At 64.0% G+C, this 17,029-nt stretch carries 13 protein-coding genes and 1 tRNA gene; 5 read left to right on the forward strand and 9 right to left on the reverse strand.

Annotated features, from left to right (window positions below; translation table 11 throughout):
- Positions 1 to 303: 303 nt before the first annotated feature.
- The 4 genes from HMPREF3092_RS00405 to HMPREF3092_RS00420 form a co-directional block, all read right to left on the reverse strand.
- A tRNA-Leu gene (locus tag HMPREF3092_RS00405) sits at positions 304 to 391 on the reverse strand.
- A gap of 76 nt (positions 392 to 467) precedes the next feature.
- Complete coding sequence (locus tag HMPREF3092_RS00410; RefSeq protein ID WP_070423457.1) at positions 468 to 1,304, reverse strand: MaoC/PaaZ C-terminal domain-containing protein; 837 nt, start codon at positions 1,302 to 1,304, stop codon at positions 468 to 470.
- Positions 1,304 to 2,644: a 3-oxoacyl-ACP reductase gene (locus HMPREF3092_RS00415; RefSeq protein WP_070423458.1), complete on the reverse strand. Its 1,341-nt coding sequence runs from the start codon at positions 2,642 to 2,644 to the stop codon at positions 1,304 to 1,306. Before HMPREF3092_RS00415 ends, HMPREF3092_RS00410 begins: the two co-directional genes overlap by 1 nt.
- 1 nt (position 2,645) lies before the next feature.
- Positions 2,646 to 3,926, reverse strand: a complete 1,281-nt coding sequence (locus tag HMPREF3092_RS00420; protein WP_070423459.1) for an acetyl-CoA C-acetyltransferase — start codon at positions 3,924 to 3,926, stop codon at positions 2,646 to 2,648.
- Between the two features lie 53 nt (positions 3,927 to 3,979).
- On the opposite strand from HMPREF3092_RS00420, the gene HMPREF3092_RS00425 reads away from it, so the two are divergent.
- From HMPREF3092_RS00425 to HMPREF3092_RS00435, 3 genes are read left to right on the forward strand one after another with little or no spacing between them, the layout of a single operon-like run.
- Positions 3,980 to 4,585 carry a TetR/AcrR family transcriptional regulator gene (locus HMPREF3092_RS00425; RefSeq protein WP_061942869.1) on the forward strand — a complete coding sequence of 202 codons (606 nt, stop codon included), beginning with the start codon at positions 3,980 to 3,982 and terminating at the stop codon, positions 4,583 to 4,585.
- Positions 4,585 to 6,660 (forward strand): acyl-CoA dehydrogenase family protein, encoded by a 2,076-nt coding sequence (locus HMPREF3092_RS00430; RefSeq protein WP_070423460.1) that lies wholly within the window; start codon positions 4,585 to 4,587, stop codon positions 6,658 to 6,660. Before HMPREF3092_RS00425 ends, HMPREF3092_RS00430 begins: the two co-directional genes overlap by 1 nt.
- A gap of 21 nt (positions 6,661 to 6,681) precedes the next feature.
- Positions 6,682 to 7,329 carry a DUF8175 domain-containg protein gene (locus tag HMPREF3092_RS00435; RefSeq protein ID WP_070423461.1) on the forward strand — a complete coding sequence of 216 codons (648 nt, stop codon included), beginning with the start codon at positions 6,682 to 6,684 and terminating at the stop codon, positions 7,327 to 7,329.
- A 51-nt stretch (positions 7,330 to 7,380) separates the two neighbouring features.
- On the opposite strand, the gene HMPREF3092_RS00440 is transcribed toward HMPREF3092_RS00435, so the two are convergent.
- The 5 genes from HMPREF3092_RS00440 to HMPREF3092_RS00460 form a co-directional block, all read right to left on the reverse strand.
- The gene (locus HMPREF3092_RS00440) at positions 7,381 to 8,445 is read right to left on the reverse strand and encodes a homoserine O-acetyltransferase MetX (protein WP_256174343.1); all 1,065 of its coding nucleotides are present in this window, start codon (positions 8,443 to 8,445) and stop codon (positions 7,381 to 7,383) included.
- Between the two features lie 21 nt (positions 8,446 to 8,466).
- Positions 8,467 to 9,777 carry a bifunctional o-acetylhomoserine/o-acetylserine sulfhydrylase gene (locus HMPREF3092_RS00445; protein WP_070423463.1) on the reverse strand — a complete coding sequence of 437 codons (1,311 nt, stop codon included), beginning with the start codon at positions 9,775 to 9,777 and terminating at the stop codon, positions 8,467 to 8,469.
- 200 nt (positions 9,778 to 9,977) lie between these two features.
- Complete coding sequence (locus HMPREF3092_RS00450) at positions 9,978 to 13,250, reverse strand: error-prone DNA polymerase (RefSeq protein WP_083274173.1); 3,273 nt, start codon at positions 13,248 to 13,250, stop codon at positions 9,978 to 9,980.
- Complete coding sequence (locus HMPREF3092_RS00455) at positions 13,247 to 14,884, reverse strand: Y-family DNA polymerase (RefSeq protein ID WP_070423464.1); 1,638 nt, start codon at positions 14,882 to 14,884, stop codon at positions 13,247 to 13,249. The genes HMPREF3092_RS00450 and HMPREF3092_RS00455 overlap by 4 nt, the downstream gene beginning before the upstream one ends.
- On the reverse strand, positions 14,877 to 15,533 hold the full coding sequence (locus tag HMPREF3092_RS00460; RefSeq protein WP_019175033.1) for a hypothetical protein: 657 nt from the start codon (positions 15,531 to 15,533) through the stop codon (positions 14,877 to 14,879). The genes HMPREF3092_RS00455 and HMPREF3092_RS00460 overlap by 8 nt, the downstream gene beginning before the upstream one ends.
- Before the next feature lie 63 nt (positions 15,534 to 15,596).
- Here HMPREF3092_RS00460 and HMPREF3092_RS00465 point away from each other — a divergent pair, with 63 nt between their 5' ends.
- Positions 15,597 to 16,064: a tRNA (cytidine(34)-2'-O)-methyltransferase gene (locus tag HMPREF3092_RS00465; protein WP_019175034.1), complete on the forward strand. Its 468-nt coding sequence runs from the start codon at positions 15,597 to 15,599 to the stop codon at positions 16,062 to 16,064.
- A 20-nt stretch (positions 16,065 to 16,084) separates the two neighbouring features.
- Positions 16,085 to 16,915, forward strand: a complete 831-nt coding sequence (locus HMPREF3092_RS00470; RefSeq protein ID WP_019175035.1) for a bifunctional hydroxymethylpyrimidine kinase/phosphomethylpyrimidine kinase — start codon at positions 16,085 to 16,087, stop codon at positions 16,913 to 16,915.
- The last annotated feature ends 114 nt before the right edge of the window (positions 16,916 to 17,029 follow it).

A 17,029-nucleotide genomic window follows, 5' to 3' on the forward strand; every position in this document is an offset into this window, starting at 1 on the left:
AGCCGGATTCTGCGCCTTAGGAGCAACTGCTAACGGGAGTTTCTGTCGCTCAAGGGAGTCTCCGTGCGACTCAAGCGTGGATTAGTCGTTAACGGTGCGGAGACGCGGAATAGTCAGCCATCCAGCAGCCGCGGCAGCAAGAGACAGCCCGCACGTTTCAGCGGGTTCTGCAGGTCAGGGCACATGCTCCAGCTTGGGGTGTGCAGCACCTACAGCGGGGAACGATGACCCGAAACATCAGCCGCCCCACACACAAAAAAACCCCGGGACATCGAGTGAACGATGTCCCGGGACTTCACACTGTGCGCGGAGGGGGACTTGAACCCCCACGACCGTATAAGTGGCCACTAGCACCTCAAGCTAGCGCGTCTACCAATTCCGCCACCCGCGCTGGGCAACAGAGAACACTCTACACCCTGGTCAGGCGAATGCAAAATCGACTGTGCGTCACCGGTTGCGCCGTGTATTCACGCGCCCAGCGGGGTGATTTTGGAGATCACGTGAGGCGCCCGATCGGACTTGCGGGTGACAGCCGTTGTTACGCTTTCTCCAGCCCGCTGCAGGCTGAAATCAACCGTGCTTGGCAGCAGAAGAGGCTTGGCGAACTGAATCTCCCACACATATGTTTCACTTGCGACATCAGTCGCATTGAGCGCACGCGCGGCCGTGTACATTCCGTGGGCAATGCGCCGTGGGAAGCCGAAGGCCTTTGCGGCAACACCGCTGAGATGGATCGGGTTGCGGTCCCCTGACACCGCGGCATAGCTGCGGCCGATAGCAGGGTCGAGCTTCCACTGGGCTGTCGGCAGGCTGTCCGCCTCCCACTCAATCCGCGGAACTGCTTCGCCTTCATCAGCGTCGATCAGTTCCGCACCCTTAGCCAGATAAACCGAGGTTTCTTCGAAGACCGGGGCTCCACCTCGGCGGCCTGTGACCTTGATGTCCACAACGGCACCCTTGGGGTGCCGGCGGGGAGCAGAAACGGCTGTCTCCACGGCCAGTTCGTCACCCACCCACACGGGTTCGAGAAGCCCAAAGCGGTTGTAGACGTGGACCATGCCGAGCACCGGCAGAGGGAACTGGCTGTCAGCCATGAGCTCAAGTGAGGGCAGGAACCCTAGCGTGTGCAGGTAGGCGGGGCTGACGCTGTTGCCAACGGGCCCGGACGTGACGCGCTGGAAACGAGCCCACTCGGCAGGGTCGATGCGGTGTTCCTCGGTCACTGTTCGTGCGGGTGCGGCTGCTTTCTGCGGCCCTCGACGCAGTGCAGTCAGAGCGGCCTTCGCGTAGATTGAAGCGCTCATCACGCACCGACCATGTTCTGTCCGCACACGCGCAGCGTCTGCCCGTTGATGCCGCCAGCAGCGGGGCTTGAAAGGAAGGCAATGGCCTCAGCGACATCGACGGGAAGGCCGCCCTGCTGCAGGCTGGACAGGCGCCTGGCCACCTGGCGGGTGAGGAACGGCATCGCCGCGGTCATATCGGTTTCAATGAAGCCCGGTGCCACCGCGTTGATGCTTCCGCCGCGAGCGGCGAAGTCGTCCGCGCACGCAGCGGCAATGCCGATGACACCGGCCTTGGACGCAGAGTAGTTCGTCTGACCGCGGTTGCCGGCAATGCCCGATGTCGAGGCGAGGCTCACCACGTGCGGTTCACTCCCCCACGCATCGGCCAGCTGCGAGTTGATCCGCAGCTGGGACTCGAGGTTGACCGCAAGAACCGAATCCCACTGCTGCTGATTCATATTGGCCAGCAGCTTGTCGCGGGTGATGCCGGCGTTGTGCACGAGGATGTCAACGGGAGCGCCAACAGCCTCAGCAAGTCGCACACCGGCGTCTTCAGCAGTCACATCGAGTGCGCAGGCGCGCCCGCCGATCGAGTTCATGGTTTTTGCGAGAGCATCGCCAGCGGGAGGCACATCAACGCCGACGACGTCGGCACCGTCGCGGGCGAGGGTCTTCGCAATCGCTGCGCCAATGCCACGGGCGGCACCCGTGACAACAGCCGTCTTGCCTGCCAGGGGGCCGGTCTTCCCGGTGGCGGCGAACTGTTCGGCGTCAATCGACGTACCGGCTGTCGAGTTCACGCGCAGGAACTGACCGGACACATAGGCCGACTTCGACGACAGGAGGAACCACAGGGCGCCCCGGACGCTCGGGGCATCGAGGCCGACGCCGTCCAGCTGAATGCCGTTTGTCGTTGAGCCGCGCAGCATTTCGTGTGCCAGCGAACGCGTGATGCCCTCGACGGCCTGGCGTGCAGAGTTGAGCTCTGCAGATGCGCTGTTGTCAGGGGCGTGCGCAATCGTGATGATCCGGGCGCAGGCGGTCATTCGCCTCAGAGCAGAGCCAATTCCCAACGTGATCTCTGCAAGGTCTGCTGGTGTCTCGATCTGCGTGTAGTCGGCGACGATTCCGCCGTATCGGTAGGCCGGGTCAAAGATTCGATGTACGCGGAAGCCGTTGTCTTCCAGCAGCTGTCCCAGCGTGTCTGCTGAACTGCCTGTCCCGACCAGCAGAATCGGCTCTTTGAGATAGGCCGCACCCGAATCGAAGCGACGCAGCTTCACCGGTGACGGCAATCCGAGCTTCTTGACGATTCCGGCCAGCGGGCCGTTTGCGATGTCGATGTACTTATCAGCCATGTCATGCCTCCACGATTGCTGCGAGTCCCTGACCGCCGGCCGCGCAGATGGAGATGAGTGCGCGTTTACCACCGGTTTCCTTCAGATGTTTGGCCGCCGAAGCGACAATCCGTCCACCGGTTGCCGCGAACGGGTGTCCCGCCGCCAGCGACGATCCGTTCGGGTTGATCTTGCTGCGCTCAATCGCTCCCAGTGGCGAATCCAGGCCCAGGCGTTCACGGCAGAACTCTTCGGATTCCCACGCGGCCAGGTGACACAGAACGGTCGATGCGAACGCCTCGTGGATTTCAAAGAAGTCGAAGTCAGCGAACGTCAGTCCGTTGCGGTCCAGCAGACGCGGCACGGCGTAGGCGGGTGCCATGAGCAGGCCCTCGTCGCCGGTGACGAAGTCAACTGCCGCAACTTCGGCGTCCTTGAGGTAGGCAAGCGGCTCGAAGCCGTGCGCCTGAGCCCAGTCTGGGCTGGCCAGAAGAACCGACGATGCGCCATCGGTCAGCGGTGTCGAGTTGCCCGCGGTCATGGTTGCCGGGGTGTCGAGGCTGTGGCCGAAGACGGTGCCGAGTTTTGCCAGAGCTTCCGGGGTCGAATCGGGGCGCAGGTTGCCATCGCGCTTAAGTCCCAGGTACGGGGTGACGAGGTCATCGAAGAAACCGCGGTCCCACGCCGCGGCAAGGTTTTTGTGCGAGGCGGCTGCAAGCGCATCTTGGTCTTCACGGCTGATGCCCCACGCTGCGGTTGTGCGGGCCTGGTGTTCACCCATCGACAGTCCGGTGCGCGGTTCGGTGTTGTTCGGTGGGGAGGGTGCGAGGTCTGCGGGGCGAATGCTCGCCAGCGCTTTGAGGCGGGCGGGCAGGGTGCGTGCGCGGGAAGCTTCGAGAAGTGCCCTGCGCAGGCCCTCGCTGACTGCGATCGGAGCGTCCGAGGCGGAGTCAACTCCCGATGCAATGCCGGCTTCGATCTGGCCCACCTTGATCTTCTGGGCAATCGAGACAACGGATTCGAGACCCGTTGCGCACGCCTGCCCCAGGTCAAAAGCGGGAGTCTGGGGTGCGATAGCTGAGCCGAGCACCGCCTCGCGCGTGATGTTGAGATCACGCGAGTGGCGCAGAACAGCGCCGCCTGCAACAGACCCCAGGGTCGTTCCTGCAAGGCCGAAGCGGGCGCTGAGTCCGTCGATGGCTGAGCTGAGCATGTCCTGCACGCAAGCTTCGGCGTACTCACGATTAGAGCGGGCGAAAGGTATGCGGTTGCCGCCGAGAATTGCGGCCGGGGTCTGTGACACGGGAACCTCCTGAAGAGTTATCTGATACGAACAGTACTTGATACTGTTGCCGTATGGAACCGCAGAGACGCGACGGCCGCGCAGCACGATGGGACGCTCACCGCGCCCGCAGGCGTGCTGACCTGCTTCGATCGGCGCGCAAAGCGGTCGATGCCCACGGCGATCTGTCAATGGACGACATCGCCGCTCAGATCGGCACTTCGAAAACTGTTCTCTACCGCTACTTCGGTGATCGCACCGGCCTGCGTCGCGCTATGGGCGAATGGGCTCTGGGCCGCATAGAGCGCAGCCTCGACACCGGCGGGCAGGGCAGCCCGCAAGGCGAACTGCGCGACATGGTCTTTGCGTTTGCCCAATTCGCAGCCGGATCCCCCAATGTCTACCGCTTCTGCGATATAGCGGTAAGCCCTGACAGCCCTTTTATGAAGGGCATTGCAGAGCTCATTGCCTGCCGGCTGCGTTTGGCCGGACCTGATGGACTGGCTTGGTCCTACGGCGCGCTCGGCTTCATCCACTCCGCGACCCAGCACTGGCTAGCCCAGGCCCCCGAACAGCCCGCTGCTGGCCTGCCCGCTGACAGCCTTCCCTCCCACGATCATCTTGCCGCCACGCTGACCAACTGGCTGTATGCATCAGCCCGCACCCTCCCAGGAGAATAATGAGCAGCAAAGACCACCTGAAACTCGACGTTGAAGTCCTCTCGGCTCTGCTGGACGGCACCCGCGCCGAAGCCCGTGCCGCCGGCCGTGCATTCGCAGGAGGCGACGGCCTTCTGCTCGAAGACAGCTGGACGCTGGAGGAAAAGCGCGAAGCAACACGTGAAAGCCTGCAGAAGCTGGTTGAGACGGGCATCGCGCGCACTCCCCTGCCTGAGCGGCTCGGCGGCGAGAACCAGCACGACCAGCACATCACGATGTTCGAAGAGATCGTCACCGTCAGCCCTTCCCTGCAGATCAAAGCGGGTGTGCAGATCGGCCTGTTCGCAGGCGCGATTCAGCACCTGGGCAATGAAGAACAGCACGATGCGTGGCTGCTTGATGCGATAGAAGGTCGTCTTCTGGGCTCGTTCGCGATGACGGAAATCGGCCACGGCTCCGATGTCGCAGCGGTCGCCACGACCGCCGAGTACGACCCTGAAACGCAGGAGTTCGTCATCAACACCCCCTTCCGCGCGGCGTATAAGGAGTACATCGGCAACGCGGCCTGCCACGCACAGGCGGCAGTCGTGTTCGCCCGCCTCATCACCGCCGGTGTTGATCACGGCGTACACGCGCTGTTCGTACCCGTACGCGATGAATCCGGCAACCCCCTGCCGGGCATCTCGATCGAAGACGACGGATATAAGGGCGGACTTCCCGGTGTCGACAACGGCCGATTCGCCTTCGACCACGTGCGCGTTCCCCGCACCCACCTTCTGGACCGCTACGGAAGCGTGTCAGAAGACGGCGAGTACTCCTCGCCCATCGAATCACCCGGCCGGCGCTTCTTCACGATGCTCGGAACCCTGGTGCAAGGACGAGTCTCACTTGTCGGGGCCTCCAATACAGCGGCGAAACTGGCCGCCGACATCGCAGTGCGCTACGCACTCGCCAGGCGCCAATTCCAATCACCGGACGCCGCGGAAGAATCCACACTGCTTTCCTACCGCCGTCACCAGCGCCGACTCTTGCCAAAGCTCGCACAGATCTGGGCCAACCAAGCAGCATACGAGCGCCTTCTGGACCAATTCGACGCGGTGTTCTCCGGACGGGACGACACGGAAGAAGCCCGAGCGGAGCTTGAAACGCTGGCCGCGGGGCTGAAGGCCACAACCACCTGGGAAGCCCTCGACATCATCCAGGAAGCACGCGAGGCCTGCGGCGGTGCAGGCTTCATGGCTGAAAACCGCCTCGTGGGGCTGCGCCACGACCTCGACGTGTACGCCACCTTCGAAGGCGACAACACGGTGCTGCTTCAGTTGGTGGGCAAGCGCCTTCTGACGGATTACGCGAGCGAAATGCGCGACCTCGACGTCGGCGGCATTGCCCGCTACGTCGGCAGCTACGCGGCTGAGCGCACACTCTTCCGCTCCGGCATTGCCAATGTCAGCTCGACCATCGGGGACCTCTTCACCCCTGCGATGAACGAAAAGCGCATCCGGTCTGGTCGCCTGCAGGAAGCGCTCCTGGCATCCCGAGCAGAGGTGACGCTGACCGAACTCGCTGCGAACCTCCGGCCGGCGAAGAAGATGAACTCGACCGATGCCGCCGAACTGTTCAACGACCATCAGAATGACCTCATCGAAACGGCCCGCGCATTCATAGAGCTTCACAAGTGGCGCGCACTCAATGACCTCATGCACTCCGTCGATCCGAAGGACAACCCGGCAGAGGCGAAGTTCCTGCGCCGCATTCGGGATCTCTACGGCCTCGATCTGATCAACGCGCACGCCGGATGGCACATTGCCAACGGCCGTCTGTCCATGAACCGTGCCCGCCAGATCGAGCCGACGATCAACCGTTTGGTGCGCAAACTCGCCGCCAATGCCGGTGATGCCGTTGCGGCATTCGGCTATGGCCCCGAACACCGCAGGTGTCCCATCGCCGACGGAGCCGAAGAGCGCCGCCAGCAGGAAGCACAGGACTACTACGCTGAGCTCAAGCGCAGCGGGCACATGCCGCGGGATGAAAAGGACATCTACCGTCGCAAACAGCAGCGAGAAGCACAGCTGAAGGCAAAATCGACCGACAGCTGAGCTGCGTCAACGAGGAGAACGATGGCCACCGAGCACACCAGCATCCGACAGACCCGCAGAATCAAACCGTGGGCGTGGGGTGTTGGTGCGCTCGCGCTTGCCGTACTGCTCGTGATCATCGTTGTCGCCATAACAGCAACGGGAAAGCCGCAGGCCCAGAAGACGGGGAACGACTGTGCGGGCCTTTCGGATGACCAAGCCAGTCCCACCGCTGCGCCGAACACCACGTGGGAATCGTACGGCGATTCGCCTTTCACGCTTCCTAACTCAGACGAATTCGGACCGCTCCACCACGACGGCGCGATGCCACGGTGCTTCGCCCATTCTCCAACCGGTGCGGCCTACGCAGCAGCCAATCTTGCAGCCGCGTTTTCCATTGGCAAGGAAATCGAGGCCGCAGCAGATTCGCCCGAAGCGAAGAAGCAACCCGAAGTCGAAAAGCTGCAGGGCGAGAACGGCATATTCATGCAGCCCGAGGGGTTTCGGATTGAAAGCTACGCGGAAGCCAACGCGGAAGTGACCCTCTACGCGACGAAAGACGACACTAAGGGTGCATTCACCTACCGGCTCGTCTGGGATGACAGCGCCAACGACTGGCGTCTCGATATGACAGCGCCTCCGCAGTACGATCCGGAGCCTCAGGCCTCAGACTTCATTATGTGGAAGTGAACCGACCTTCAGCACCCCTGAAAGTGAAGCCGAAAAGGCTGCTCCGCCTCGTCAGCCGAGGAACCGCGAAACGTACGCACCGACCGCGCGGGCTTCCGTGAGGAAGCCGTCGTGGCCCACGTCCGTAGGAATTTCGGCGTACTCAACCTGCCCCGGCAGGTTGTCGGCAATGAGCTTCACCTGCTGCGGCGGGTACAGCCTGTCTGTCGACAGCGACAGGATCAGGGCCTGACCCGTGTAGCGCGACAGGGCCTGCTCCAGCGTGTCAGCACGCCCGCGGCGCACATCGTGGTCGCGCAGCGCTTCCGTCAGAAGAATGTACGCCTGAGCGTCAAAGCGGCCCACGAGCTTGTCCCCGTGGTAGTCCAAATAGGATTGCACGGCGTAATAAGGGTCATCAGAGATGTGCTGAAGGCTGCGGCCGAAACGCGAATTGAGCTCCGCATCGCTGCGGTAGGTCAAGTGTGCGATCTGCCTGGCCAGCCCCAGACCCTTTTCGGGCACAGAGCCCAGTGCGGCATAGTCACCACCGGCGTAGTCAGGATCCATGGTGATGGCCGCGACCTGCGCGTGAGCCCAGGCGATCTGGTCGGCCTCCGAATAGGCGGGCGCGGCAAGAACCGTCAGCCGCTGCACCCGCTCAGGTGCTTCGAGAGCCAGTTCCAGGGCACGTGCTCCGCCCATCGAACCGCCGATCGCGGCGTACAGGTGATCAATGCCCAAGTGGTCCAGCAGGAGCAGCTCCAGCCTGGCCATATCGCGGATGCTGACCCGCGGGAACCGTCCGCCGTAGGGCAGGCCGTCAGGTGCTGTTGACAGCGGGCCCGTAGTGCCTGTGCACCCGCCCAGAGCGTTGGTGCAGATGACAAAGAAGCGGTCGGTGTCAATAGGTCGCCCCGGGCCGACGAGTTCCTCCCACCACCCGGGCGCAGCGCCGGCCACACGGGAATCCGTGCGGCCGGACGTCACGTGGGAGTCACCGGTGAGGGCATGTTCGACAATCACCGCATTCGTTTTCTCGGCGTTGAGCGTGCCGAATGTTTCGTATGCGAGGCTGACGTGATCGAGAACGCCGGATTCAATGGCGAAGTCGTCGATCTCGAGAACTCTGTTCACACTGGTGACTGTCATGGCGAATCAGCCGCGAGCTGCGGCAAAGCCCTTCTCGAGGTCGGCGAGGATGTCCTCGATGCCCTCAATGCCCACCGACAGGCGGACAAATGCCGGGTTGACGCCCGCTGCGAGCTGCTCTTCTTCACTCAGCTGGGCGTGAGTTGTTGAAGCCGGGTGGATGACGAGCGAGCGGACATCGCCGATGTTCGCCACGTGGCTGTGCAGTTCGAGAGCCTCCACGAACTTCACCGCTGCGTCGTAGCCTCCCTTGATGTTGAAGCCAAGAACCGCGCCGACACCGTTGGGCAGGTATTTCTTGCCCAGTTCGTACCACGGTGAGGACTCCAGTCCCGCATAGGCGACCGATTCCACGTCGTCGCGCTCTTCGAGCCACTGGGCGACACGCGTGGCGTTCTCTACGTGACGCTCCATGCGCAACGACAGGGTTTCAATACCCTGTTGCAGGAGGAACGCGTTGAACGGCGAAGCCGAGTTTCCGAGGTCGCGCAGCAGCTGGACGCGGATCTTCAGGCCGTAGGACACGTTCGCGCCGAATGGCGAGTCAGCCCCAAGGTCACGGGCGAACACCAAACCGTTGTAGGAGTCGTCCGGTTCGTTGAAGCCGGGGAACTTCTCTGGGTTCTTGCCGTAGTCGAAATTGCCGGAGTCGACGATGACACCGGCAATCGACGTGCCGTGCCCGCCGAGGAACTTGGTTGCTGAGTGGACGACAACGTCAGCACCGTGCTCGATGGGGCGCAGCAGGTAGGGGGTTGCAAGGGTGTTGTCGACGATGAGCGGCACACCGGCTTCGTGTGCGACATCGGAAACAGCACGGATGTCGAGCACGTCCGAACGGGGGTTCGAAATGGTTTCGCCGAAGAATGCCTTCGTGTTGGGCTTCACGGCGCGCTTCCACGCTTCGATGTCGCTGGGGTCGTCAACGAAGGTCGTTTCGATGCCAAGCTTGCGCAGGGTCACGTTGAGCAGGTTGTAGGTGCCGCCGTAGAGGCTGGGGCTGGACACGATGTGGTCGCCGGCCTCGACGATGTTGATGAGCGACAGGAACTCTGCCGACTGGCCCGAGGATACGAGAACCGCGTGGACGCCGCCTTCGAGGCTAGCGATCCGGTTCTCAACAGCTTCAACCGTCGGGTTGGTCAGACGGCTGTAGATGGGGCCCAGCTCTGCAAGGGCAAAGCGGTTTGCCGCGGTCTTCGTGGAGTCGAAGACGAACGAGGTGGTCTGGTAGATGGGCAGGGCGCGTGCGCCGGTTTCGCTGTCCACTACCTGACCGGCGTGGATCTGGCGGGTTTCAAAAGCCTGTTCAGCCAAGGGATTCTCCTAAGTCTTGTCCCGGATCTGGTTTGGTCTGGGATGCTGATGCTCACGCTAGGTTCGGTTTCCGGCCTACCGCCGCGGTCTCGTCATGTCTGCGTCACGGCTCGTCACATTCGGTCACAGACTTGTCTGCCCGTGTCATGAAGCTGATTTTCTGGGCGAAGAACTGCTGTTTTCTGCCCATAGCTGCGGCTCTACTGGAAGTCGCGGGAGCGGATAGGCACGTCGACTTCTAACGGCACGATGCTGTGGGCGTAGAGGCTGATGACGCTTCCCGCACGCTGGATGAGCCCCGTGACGGCAATTGCGCTGCGGGTCAGCGCGTGCGGTGAAAAACGGCGGATGAGCCCGCGGGTGCAGACGATGTTGAGCATGCCGAATTCGTCTTCCAGGTTGATGAACGTGATGCCCTGGGAGGTGCTCGGCCGCTGGCGGTGCGTCACAATTCCCGCGACAGTCACCCGCTGGCCCTGGGCTGCGTTCTGCACGTCCGCCGTCGACCAGCAGCCGCGAGCGGTCAGCTGTGCGCGCAGGCGCTCCGTCGGATAGCCCTCGACCGTGATTCCGGTGGAGAACAGCTGCGCGAGCGTGACATCGAAGTCATCCATAGCCGGCAGCGTTGGCGGCTGAGCTGCCGGTGCGGTCCCCGGCAGCGTCTGCGGTCCCGCCCGCCCCAAAGCACCCGCCGTCCACAGCGCCTGCCGGCGATCCACCTCGAAACAGTCAAAAGCCCCGGCCGTGGCAAGAGCCTCAAGGACCCGCACCCCCACCCCGGTGCGTTCGGCGACATCGACGATTGAGGTGTACTCCCCCGCCTGCCGTTCCCGCTCTAGGGCAGAAGCAGCATCGGCAACGCCCTTGACTTCGTCCAGTCCCAAGCGGATGGCGAACCCGCCGGAAGACTCAGCATCCGCCTCGAGATCCGTCCGCGCCCCAGAGGAGTTGATGTGCACCGGACGGATGGCAATGCCGTGGCGCCGGGCGTCGGAAATGAGTGACTGTGACGAATAGAAGCCCATCGGCTGACTGCGCAGAAGCCCCGCTGTGAAGGCCGCGTGGTGGCGGTATTTGAACCATGCGGACTCATAGACCAGACCGGCAAAGGACAGCGCGTGGGATTCGGGAAAGCCGTAGTTGGCGAACGCCGCGATCTTGTCGAAGATGACCTGCGCTGTCTGTTCGTCGATTCCCCGCCGCTTACAGCCGAAGTGGAAGCGCTGCTGAAGTTCGCGCATCTTCCGCTGACTGCGGGAAGCGCCCATGGCGCGGCGCAGCTCATCGGCATCCGTTCCCGAAAAACCCGCAACGTCGATTGCCAGCTGCATGAGCTGTTCCTGAAACAGCGGAACGCCGAGCGTCTTCTCGAGCGCCGGCCGAGTGCTGGGGTGAATGTAGTCAACGTCCTCCAAGCCCTGCCTGCGGCGAATATACGGGTGCACGGATCCGCCCTGGATGGGGCCGGGACGGATGAGCGCCACCTGCACAGCGAGGTCATAGAAGTTGCGAGGTTTGAGTCTGGGCAGGGTGGCCAGCTGAGCGCGTGACTCCACTTGGAACACGCCCAGGGCATCAGCCCGGCACAGCATGTCGTAGACCCCGTCCTCTTGGGGTATCTGCGCCCGATCGATGCGCACTCCGGTGTGCTGCGCGACGAGGTCGACCATTTCGTGCAGGGCCCCGAGCATGCCGAGTCCCAGAAGATCGAACTTCACCAAGTCCATTGCCGCGCAGTCGTCTTTGTCCCACTGCAGGACGGTGCGGCCGGGCATGGAGGCCTGTTCGATGGGCACGACTTCACCCAGTGGGCGGTCGGCGAGCACCATGCCGCCGGAGTGAATGCCCAGGTGACGCGGTGTGCCCAGCAGACCCTCCGCAAGCTGGAGCACTTGGGGCGGAGCCGGGGATTCGTCTGCGGGAGGCAGGGTTCGCCAGCGGCTGACGCCCTTAGTGAAGGCGTCCTGTTGGCCGGGGCTGTAGCCCAGAGCGTGCGCGGCATCGCGGATGGCAGAGCGGGGGCGGTAGGTGATGTAGTTGGCCACCTGTGCGGCACGGTCGCGCCCGTATGTGCGGTAGGTGTATTGGATGACCTCTTCGCGCCGGCTGGATTCGATGTCGAGGTCGATGTCCGAGTAGCCCGCACGTTCGGGACTGAGGAAGCGATCGAACAGCAGCTGGAACTGGACGGCGTCAACAGCTGTTACGCCGAGCACAAAGCACACCGCCGAGTTCGCCGCTGAGCCGCGCCCCTGGCAGAAGATGTTGTTCTCACGGCAGAACCGCGCAATGTCTTCGACTATGAGGAAGTACCCGGCCAGTCCCATGGAGTCGATGACGTCGAGTTCACTGTGGATCTGTTCCCACGCCCGAGGTGCCTGTTCCGGACTGCCGTACCGTTTCCGGGCGCCTTGAATCACCAGATCGCGCAGGTGCTCGGCGTCTGTTCTCCCAGCTGGTACGGGTGGGCTGGGCAGTCCGGCGCGTGCTGCGCGCAGCTCGAATGCGCATTCCTCGCCGATAGCGGCGGCAGTGGTGACCGGGCCTTGGCCGAAGCGCGCCAGCATTTCGGCGGGTGTGTGAATCCTGGCCGAGGCTGTTGGAGGCAGCCATCCGGCCAACTGAGACAGCGGCAGGCGCGAGCGGATGGAGGCCCGCACCTGCGCATCGTGGAATCCTGTGCGGTCGGCGTAGTGCACTGCGTTTGTGGCTGCCGCTGGCAGACGGAACCGAGCGGCGAGGTCCTGCAGGTGGGCTATGCGCGCATCGTCGCCGGGAAGTCCGAAGCGGGTGAGTTCGACGACCACTCGATCGCGGCCGAACAGGTCGACCAGTCGCCGCAGCGCCGCAGCGCCCCCGTCGGGGTCATTGAGTGCCCGGCCCAGGTGCCCTTTCCGGCAGCCGGTGAGGATCTTCCAGTCGGCATCAAGAGCGGCGAGCTCTTCGAGTTCGAACACCGGCCTGTTCTTTTCGCCGCGCATATTCGCCCGGGTGATCGCCGCTGAGAGCTGCCGGTAGCCTTCGACTCCGACGGCGAGCACCTGCAGGTGGTGAGCCTCGGGGTCGATCTGGCCGGGTATCTTTTCCCGCAATCCGAGTGACAGTTCCGCGCCGAACACCGTGGGGACTTCGTGTTCGCGGGCCGCCTGGGCGAACTGCACTGCTCCGCCGAGGCTGTTGTGGTCTGTCAGCGCCATCGCGCTCAGTCCTGCCCTGGCGGCCTCGGCTATCAGTTCGTCTGGCTGCGATGCCCCGTCGAGGAAGCTGAAGACCGAATGCGCGTGCAGTTCGGCATAGCGGACGGAGTGTGGGGCCGTGCGCACGGCCGGTGCGGCTTGGGTCCGCGCGGGCTCGGCTGACGAGGCGCTGGGCCAGCCGGCGCCGACGGGACTGCTGTCCGCGGGGTCGGGCTTTGTGGCTGATAGGCGGCGTTCGAGCTCTGACCACGGTGTGCGGGGGTTGAAGCCGCTCATTCATACCTGCCGGCTATTGACCACTGGCCGTTTTCCTTTTTCAGCAACAGGGCGCGGTCATCGTCGGTCAGCACCTGCAGGCGCACCCGGTACTGTCCCGGTGGGTCCCACCATTCGGCTTCGACCGGCCAGGCCGATGAGTAGGCGATGACACGACTGCGCTCCCCTCCCGGCCACACAATCCTGTCCGGTGGACTGTCCAGCCCGGAGGGTCTGGCCACGACAGTGCTGCCATGGGCGTCAAGAAGGTCGATGTCAGCTGTGTCGACGAGGGTCGGCTGGGGTGCCGGGAGTGCACCGGGCCAGGGTGCCCGGCTGTCCCTGAGCGGCCGAGGTGTCTGCTGCCACGGGGTCCACAGGTTTGTTTCGCTGGGCTCACGGCCGCCCTGCACGTGCGGTACGCGAACAGCGTCGGGGCCGAAGAGACCCTGCAGGCGTTCGAGTGTGCGGCTGACGTCCCCGGAACGCGTGCTGAAGAGGTCCGCGGCGTTTTCCAGCGGTCGGACGAGTTCAGCCGCTGTGAGTTCGATGAGGCTGATGCCGTCATCTGTGTCAGTTGAGCTGGCAGCTGTCGAGGCTTGCGGTTCTGCAGCCCCACCTCGTGTGGCCAGCCAGCCGTCAGCCTGCCAGCGGACGCGGTCGGCGATGTGCGATTCGTCCATGTCCGGCAGTCGCCACGTGCGCTGTTCGGCCTCTGCGCCGGAAGCGTGGAGGACGACTGTCACCTGCGTGCACACCAGCCCGGTGCTGCGAACACGACGGAAGAGGTCTGCGGCAGCACTGCGCGCATAGAAGGACAGTGCGTCGGTTCGGCCCGTGGGCGGTTCAATGGGACAGGAGACGGTCACATCGGCTGTCCGAAGGTGCGTGGCTGGAAGAGATTCGGTCAGCCCCGCCGCCAACAGCCTGGCTGTCTGACCGACAGAGCCGAAGCGCGTATAAACGCTGTCAGCTGACAGTGCCGCGAGATCGCCCAGAGTTCCCAGCCCCAGACGGCCCAGCTGCTGTGTGAAGTCCGCGTAGCGCTCCGGGTTGGCTTCTGCCAGTGTGCTGACCGGCAGCGGCGCGAGGAACTCTGCGGTTCTTCCGGGTTCAACACGGTGGGAACGGTGGGATGCAAGAACTGCCGCAAACGGTGAATCGGCAATGCCTGCCAACACTTCCCAGCCGGTGGCGTCGGTCAGTGCCGTCAGCAGCTCTTCTGCAGCGGTGTCTTCCGTGTGGGTGCGGGCGAAAGAGCTGACGGGAACGCCGATGGTGCCCGGCCGCAGCAGGGTGAAGCGCGCCATGCGGTCTTCGAGGATTCCCACACTGCGGGCGAAGAGCCTCTGTTCGGTGTCTTCGCTGTAGTTGAGTACGGCAGCCTGCGGGCAGCGGTGGCCGACTGCCCGTCGGTTCAGCCCCACGGCGATGCCCGCGGCCCTGGCCTGTGCGTCTGCGCTGATGACCCGCCCGGCGTGCAGAACAACCGCCGGGGTACTCGGCGAAATGCCGGCGACTTCGGCATGGGCGACGGCGGTGAAGTCCGGTACGTGGAGCACGAGTGTGCGCAGTGTTCCGCCGGGCTCGGCCGGCTGCTTCTGGGCCGTTGAGGCCGTTGAGGCTGCAGCGGTGTCGCGGTGAGCATCAGACAAGGCGGATGCCCCTTTCTTCAGCGCGGCCGGATGCTCCGGGCAGCAGCAGCTGGACGCGCTCACGGCCGTGGTCGACCGTGACGGCGCATTCGCTCAGCATTCCCGCGCCCTGGGCCAGGCCCACCCACCGCGGGGCGGAGACAGACACCGTGCGGTCCGCGGTTCCCTTCGGCTGTCGGCTGCTGCCCACCACCAGGAGGCTCATGCTGCGTTCGCGCACTTTCGCTCGTAGGCGCGCCTGTTCGGTGGGTGTGAGAGAAAAGCCCGGGCGGACGATGATCGCGGAAAAGGACTCCACGAGAATCGACACTGCCCGCAGCCAGTCACGAGCGTCGACCTCAACGCTGGCGAAGCGGCTGAGCGAAACCCCGTAGTCGGCAATCGCCTGCACAGCGGGCTCCCCCACCCCCACGGCGGCCGCCCAGTGGTCCTCCGCACTCAGACGAGCCACGGCGGCCAGCGCCAGCGACAGAGCCTGCGGACCGACGATCTCAGTCACCTCGCCGCGCGGCAGCCCAGTGGGGAACACTGAGCGCAGAGCGGAGACCACGGGGAACGCGGGCTTAGCGTCCGCGAGGTCGCGAGCAGTGCTCACGCCCGGCAGACGGCGAAGCTGCGCGAGTGCAGCGGGCACGGCGTGAACGGACATGCCTCCAGTATCGAACGCGTGTTCTAATAGTGCAAATGGATTTTCGAATAGACTGGTGGCCCTATGAAGCTCAGCATCGTCTTCCACACTCCCGAAATCCCCGGCAATACGGGCAACGCCATCCGCCTGGCCGCTGTGACGGGAGCTCATCTTCACCTGGTGGAACCGCTGGGCTTCGATTTGTCTGACGCAAAGCTGCGCCGCGCGGGACTGGACTATCACGACCTCGCGCACGTTACGGTTCACCCGAATATCGACGACGCCTTCGAACAACTGGCCGGCCGGCGCATCATTGCGTTCACAACCCACACCGACAAGCACTTCGGCAGCCTTGAGTACCGCGAAGACGATGTGCTGCTCTTCGGCCGCGAATCCACGGGCCTGCCGCAGAACGTTGCCGACGACCCGCGGATTGACGAGCGCGTGCGCATCCCTATGCTGCCCAGTCGCCGCTCCCTCAACCTCGCCAACTCCGCATCCATCGCCGCCTACGAAGCCTGGCGCCAGCTGGGCTACCCCGGCGGCAGCTGAACGTCAGAAGGAGACAGACTATGACGCATCGACGCGCGCTGACAGTTGCCGGATCCGATGTTTCCGGTGGTGCCGGCATTGCCGCGGACCTCAAGATGTTCAACGAATACGGGGTCTTCGGCGCATCTGTCCTCACCTGCATCGTCACCTTCGATCCAGCGGAGGGCTTTGATCACACTATTGACTTCACCTCGCCCGAAAGCGTGATCCGACAGTTCGATTCCACGCTCGGCATCCACCGTTTCCACGCCGTCAAATCAGGCATGCTCGGAAGTGTTGACACAGCGCCCATGCTCGCCGAGCGCCTGCGCGACATCGACGCCCCGTACGTCTTCGATCCCGTGCTGACCTACAAGGGCACCGGCAAGGGTGTGATCGATTTGTCCCAGATGATGTTGGAGACCTACGTGCCCGCCGCCTCGGTCATGACGCCCAATCTGGACGAAGCGGCAAAGCTGGTTGGGGCCGACTCCCTTGACTCCGTGGAGGACATGACCGCCGCCGCCAAACAGCTGCACGCACTCGGCGCTGCAAGCGTCGTCGTCAAGGGCGGTGCCCGCTTCCCCGGACCCGACGCCGTCGATGTCTTCTACGACGGTTCGGAAGTCCACGTGCTGCGCTCGCGGAAGGTCAATGACGAACTCGTCAACGGCGCCGGATGCTCCTTCGCATCCTCAATTGCCGCGGGCCTCGCACTGGGACACAGAACGCTCGACGCGGTCGTCAGCGCCAAGGTGAAGGTCGCCCACGGGATTGCCCGCTCCATGCCCAACGCCATGGGCGTCAACTCGATGTTCCATCCGGCAGCCCGCGTCTGGCCACACCCCGACGTCGCCGTCACCGTCAGCTGAAGCAGTCCCGCCCGTCAGGCGAGATCCGCCTCGCAGGCGGTGCTTGGCAGGCGCGCATTCCAGGGCTCGCGTCCGGAAAGCAGAAAGCCGCCGGTCCCACGCAGGGATCCGGCG

The organism is Brevibacterium sp. HMSC24B04, from assembly GCF_001806835.1.
In the GTDB taxonomy this organism is placed as follows: Bacteria; Actinomycetota; Actinomycetes; order Actinomycetales; family Brevibacteriaceae; genus Brevibacterium; species Brevibacterium ravenspurgense.

Coding starts and splice junctions, on each gene's coding strand:
- HMPREF3092_RS00410 (WP_070423457.1), bottom strand. CDS start 1,304: ATGAGCGCTTCAATCTACGCGAAGGCCGCTCTGACTGCACTGCGTCGA.
- HMPREF3092_RS00415 (WP_070423458.1), bottom strand. CDS start 2,644: ATGGCTGATAAGTACATCGACATCGCAAACGGCCCGCTGGCCGGAATC.
- HMPREF3092_RS00425 (WP_061942869.1), top strand. CDS start 3,980: ATGGAACCGCAGAGACGCGACGGCCGCGCAGCACGATGGGACGCTCAC.
- HMPREF3092_RS00430 (WP_070423460.1), top strand. CDS start 4,585: ATGAGCAGCAAAGACCACCTGAAACTCGACGTTGAAGTCCTCTCGGCT.
- HMPREF3092_RS00435 (WP_070423461.1), top strand. CDS start 6,682: ATGGCCACCGAGCACACCAGCATCCGACAGACCCGCAGAATCAAACCG.
- HMPREF3092_RS00450 (WP_083274173.1), bottom strand. CDS start 13,250: ATGAGCGGCTTCAACCCCCGCACACCGTGGTCAGAGCTCGAACGCCGC.
- HMPREF3092_RS00460 (WP_019175033.1), bottom strand. CDS start 15,533: ATGTCCGTTCACGCCGTGCCCGCTGCACTCGCGCAGCTTCGCCGTCTG.
- HMPREF3092_RS00465 (WP_019175034.1), top strand. CDS start 15,597: ATGAAGCTCAGCATCGTCTTCCACACTCCCGAAATCCCCGGCAATACG.
- HMPREF3092_RS00470 (WP_019175035.1), top strand. CDS start 16,085: ATGACGCATCGACGCGCGCTGACAGTTGCCGGATCCGATGTTTCCGGT.